Annotated in this window: 1 protein-coding gene; it reads right to left on the reverse strand. The window is 50.4% G+C overall.

Translation table 11 applies throughout. The features are described 5' to 3' along the window. The coding region (locus QUB77_RS31235) for a DUF4347 domain-containing protein (RefSeq protein WP_333323746.1) at positions 1 to 4619 on the reverse strand (4619 nt) is incomplete at its 3' end. Positions 4620 to 5340 lie beyond the last annotated feature (721 nt).

Below are 5340 nucleotides of genomic sequence, written 5' to 3' on the forward strand. Positions count from 1 at the left end.
TTGTCGCCGACTATGGTGTCAGAACCGCGATCGCCGTAGAGTGTGTCTCCGTTGCGATCGCCAAAAATGCGATCGTCCGCTTTGCCGCCAAATACGGCGTCGGTTTGTTTGCCGCCGTAAATGATGTCGTTGTCGAGTCCGGCTGCGATGAAGTCTCGCTGTTGTTCGCCGAAGATGAGATCGCTGCCGCCTTCACCTAATACTGTGTCGTCGCCACCAAAGGAGAGAAACAGTTGGTTGGTTTCGTTTCCTGTTAAGGAATCGTTGCCTTCGGTTCCGATGCTGGTGTTTTGGATGTCGATGAGTTGGGCGGCGTTGGAGTCGAAGTTGAGTAGGGGGGAAGGCTGGGGGGGGGTAAATGCGATCTGAGGGGGCCCTGGCAGGGGGACGCAACCGCAACCCGTATCGGGTTCGGGTACTGGGTTGAAGATGGGGGTTGGTGTTGGTGTTGGTGCCGGGGCTGGTGTGGGCGCTGGTGTTGGTGTTGGTTCCGGCGCTGGTGTTGGTGGTGTTGGTTCCGGCGCTGGTGTTGGTGGTGTTGGTTCCGGCGCTGGTGTTGGTGTTGGTGGTGTTGGAGTTGGCGCCGGTGTTGGTGGTGTTGGTGTGGGCGCTGGTGTTGGTGGTGTTGGTTCCGGCGCTGGTGTTGGTGGTGTGGGTGTCGGCGCCGGTGTTGGTGGTGTGGGTGTCGGCGCCGGTGTTGGTGGTGTGGGTGTCGGCGCCGGTGTTGGGGGTGTGGGTGTCGGCGCCGGTGTTGGTGGTGTGGGTGTCGGCGCCGGTGTTGGTGTTGGTTCGTTCAGGGGAATCGCAGAGACAGTAGCACTGGCGGGGCTGGTAGCGCCCTGGTTGTCTGTAGCGCTGTAGGTGAAATTTGCTTTTGTAAAGTTGCCTGTCGATTGGAAAAATAATTGGTTAATGTCAGCAGGTGTCAGAATTTGACCGGCGGTGACAATCCGGCCGCCGGTTTCGGGATTGCCTAAAAATATCAGCCCTTCATTTGCTGGTGGGACGGTGTTGATCGTGAAAGATTCGATCGACCCGTCTGGATCTGTGCCGCCTAGTCCTGCGATCGAGACAGTGCTGCTGGGGGCGATATCGAGGTCGACGTTGTTAGCTACTGGCGGTTGGTTGGGCTCTGGCAGCAGCGCCGATACAGTAGCGCTGGCGCGGCTGGTAGCGCCCTGGTTGTCTGTAGCGCTGTAGGTGAAATTTGCTTTTGTAAAGTTGCCTGTCGATTGGAAAAATAATTGGTTAATGTCAGCAGGTGTCAGAATTTGACCGACGGTGACAATCGTTCCGCCAGTATCGGGATTACCTAGAAATATCAGCCCTTCATTTGCTGGTGGGACGGTGTTGATGGTGAAAGATGCGATCGAACCGTCGGGGTCGTTTCCTCCGAGTCCTGCGATCGGCACAACGTTGCTGGGGGCGATTTCGAGGTTGACGTTGTTAGCTATCGGTGGTTGGTTGGCGGGAGTCGGAGTCGGTGTGGGTGGGGGAGTCGGAGTCGGAGTCGGGGCAGAGGCGATGCTGGTGCTAACAGTTGCGCCGGGTTCGCTGCCGTTATTGTTGCCGGGATTCGGGTCATTAGTGGTTGAGGTACTTCTTGCCGTGTTGCTGACAGTGCCGGTCGCCGGGACTGGGAATCTGACAGTCCGGCTGACGGCCACGCCATCAGCTAAGCTGGCAATGGGCGGAAAGCTGACAATGCCTGTGGCTGGGTTGTAACTACCGCCGTTGGATGCTGTAACGCCCGTTAAACCGGGAACGATGCTGTCTGTAACGGTGATGTTGGTGGCGGTACTCGGCCCTCTGTTTTCGGTGAGAATTGTGTAGGTGACAGTCGAACCCGCGATCGCAGTAGGGGGCCCGCTTTTGATCGTAGCTACATCGGCACTCTCGGTGATAGTGGTGGTGACTTGCGCTTCGGGGCTGCTGCCGTTGTTGTTGTCGGGATTGGGGTCTGGACTCGTTGAGGTGCTGCTAGCAGTGTTGGCGATGGGGCCGCCGGTGGCAGGAAGTGGAAAACGGACGGTTCTGTTGGTGCTGGCTGCGCTGGCTAGGGATGTGATCGTCGGCCAAGTCACAATACCTGTAGTTGCGTTGTAAGTTCCGCCCTCGGAGACGCTGACTCCTGTTAAACCCGGAACAATGGTGTCGGCGATCACCACATTGGTTGCCGCACTCGGTCCACTGTTGGCTGCGGTAATTGTGTAGGTGACAGTCGAACCAGCAGCCGCAGTAGGGGGCCCGCTTTTGATCGTAGCTACATCCGCACTCTCGGTGATAGTGGTGGTGACTTGCGCTTCGGGGCTGCTGCCGTTGTTGTTGTCGGGATTGGGGTCTGGACTCGTTGAGGTGCTGCTAGCAGTGTTGGCGATGGGGCCGCTGGTGGCAGGAAGTGGAAAACGGACGGTTCTGTTGGTGCTGGCTGCGCTGGCTAGGGATGTGATCGTCGGCCAAGTCACAATACCTGTAGTTGCGTTGTAAGTTCCGCCCTCGGAGACGCTGACTCCTGTTAAACCCGGAACAATGGTGTCGGCGATCACCACATTGGTTGCCGCACTCGGCCCACTGTTGGCTGCCGTAATTGTGTAGGTGACAGTCGAACCAGCAGCCGCAGTAGGGGGCCCGCTTTTGACCGTCACTACATCGGCAATATCGTTTGTAATAGTGGTCGTGACTCTCGCATCCGGGCTGCTGCCACTGTTGTTACCGGGTACGGGATCGATCGTACTGCTGCTACTGAATACACTGTTGGTAATAGGGCCGAGTGTAGTTGGGGTTGTAACAGTTACGGTGCGCGTAGCGGTGGCCCCAACAGGTAAATTCGGAATAGGCCAGGTGACGAGTCTCGTTGTCGGGTTGAAAGTGCCGTCGCCGTCGGCACTTTCAAATACTGCCCCGACGGGCAATTGATCTTCAATCACCACGTTTTCGGCGTTGTCCGGGCCGTTATTTACTGTCGTAATTGTGTAAGTGATGGGGCTACCCGGTGCCGCAGCAGCCGGGCCTGTTTTCGTTGAGGCAACATCTGCTGTAGTAAGCGGCACGTCTATAGTTTGGATAGACAAAGTGCGAACGTCGTGAATATTTGTTGCGTCTCCCGTTGAACCAGCAAAACCAAATTTGAATGTTGCCGGTATTGGCCCGTTTATCTCCTCTAAATTGGCAATGTCGATAATAGTCTCGCCCTGATCTGTAAACAAACCATTATTGTTGAGATCAAAGTTAACAGTGAGACGGTTTGGCGTTGCAGAATTGGGGGGTTGCAAAATAATTTGAACTCTTCTTCTGGCTGCTTCGCGACTGCTAGTAATGGCGTTGATCGGCCCGTTTGGAGGCAGAGGATTTACGGTATCGGGAATATTATCTATTCCCTGCGGCACAAACGTAGAAGTTAAAAATTGATATTGCGTAACTTCGCTACCTCGAAGCGTTACCGAATCTGCTCTACGAGTCGTCCCAATTCCGCCTACACGTCCTTGGGTTGTACTTGAGAAATTTCCAAATTCATCCAATCCAATTCCTAAATAACCACCCCGCAAACCGGACTGATTTGTATCTGTATTTTGGGCGTAGCCGAGAGAACCTCCATAGCCTCCAGCTACTGTTGGCGTCACAGTACCGTCAATTAAAAAGAAACTTATGCCGTCCCCTGTCCGCCCTGCTAAATTATCACGTGCAGTGCCGTTGTAGGCAAATATATCGAAGACAATGTTAAGACCGCTGTTGACTGGAACCTGACTGTTATAGATGACAAAAGTAGATTGGTCAAAAGTTCTTGTAGTTAATCTCAAAGCCCCGCTGCCAACCGGGTCTATGTTCAAACCCGGAAAACTCTCCGTCCCGGTTCCTGCTGTTAAAGCTGGAGCGTCTGACGTGCCTGTTACCCCAGATATCCAAGGCCCGATTAGACTTGCGTCTTGAAAACTTTCGTCCACTAAACTAATGAGGACAGCGCTGTAAGTTTCCTGGGTTTTTGTTTCAAATGCTATTGCCGTTTTTACTCGTCCTGCTGTAACATTTAATTGCCAGTTTCCTCCTAATTTTGTACTGCCAATTATATTGTTGGAAGCCGCTATATTTGCGCCTGTTAATTCTCTCATCTTCTGCACGAAAGCAATCCCGGATTTTCCAGCCCCAACCTTACACGCTAATAATAAAATATCGGCTTTTTCCGTGAAGGCATGGCGCCACTGTTGTAAATGCCGATCGTACTTTGGTAAGTTTTCATCCTTCAGTAAAGTTGACCCCAGTTGCACCGAAGCTTCATTGCCATGAGCAACTATCTGAAGGCTGGCAATGGAGCTGCGTTTAGCTAAAATCTCAGTAATTTGTTCTACTCCGTCCAGACTTCGATCGAGGACAATTATCTCTGTCCCCGGTTTGACTCCGCTGGCAAGATGCTGATAATTCTCTACCCTCGGATCGATGCAAACTAAATGTTTTTTACGTTCAGTATTGACGCCCCGACTCGCTTTTGTTAAACAGGAAATATTGATCGCCCGATCCCTGACTAACGGCGCCCCAATCAAAGAAACTTTCATGCAGTCGCAGTCGCGGCGATCGCAACTTGATTTGTGAATTGGCGAAGAGTAGTTGCACCATAAATTTTTCATGAGTTAGATGGCTCCTTGATTTGTTAATTGTCAATCTTCAGTGGCAGATATTATTGTTAATGGCTAATGGAAATCTCCAATTGCTAATTTATCGACTTCGCATACTTAACAAGTTCTATTTACTTCGATTTTTTTTTTCGCGACATCTTCCTAAAGTAGCAGTTAGCTGTATTTACCTGGTAAATCAGCGGTTTTTTAGCCAATTCAGACATGGTGCTAAATTATTTTATGATGAAAAAAACGATCACAATCTCAGAATATCTACCTTTTAATTAGATGTTTTTTCACCTAAATGCAGTTGACATTCATTCATATTTGTAGTAAATAAAGCTTAGATTGCCTATTTTTACTAAGACTTGATTCTTTCTCAAAAACCCATTTTAGGGCTGTCAATCAGCAGAATTTCAGATAATCTATATTTCCCTCAAAAATGGTTATAAATATTTGTATTTATCAACTTTTTTTTCTAGCTTTTGTCAAGAATGAATGACTCACCAACAACCCATTTCATGGTCGTCAGCAAGTCAAGTCACCAATAATTTATCGGCTTGGTATTTTTTATAGTAATAATTAAAAAGTCGGCTTATTTAACAAACCGACTTGCTATAATTTTAGGAAAAATGCAGCGAATTTAATGCGCTGTGGTATTAAGGAGAAAGAGTGAGAAAATCCAGAGAAGTGATAGTATTATCAGCGCCAAAAACCTGAGCCAAAACCTCAC

This window comes from Microcoleus sp. AT9b-C3 (assembly GCF_036705485.1).
Lineage (GTDB): Bacteria > Cyanobacteriota > Cyanobacteriia > Cyanobacteriales > Microcoleaceae > Microcoleus.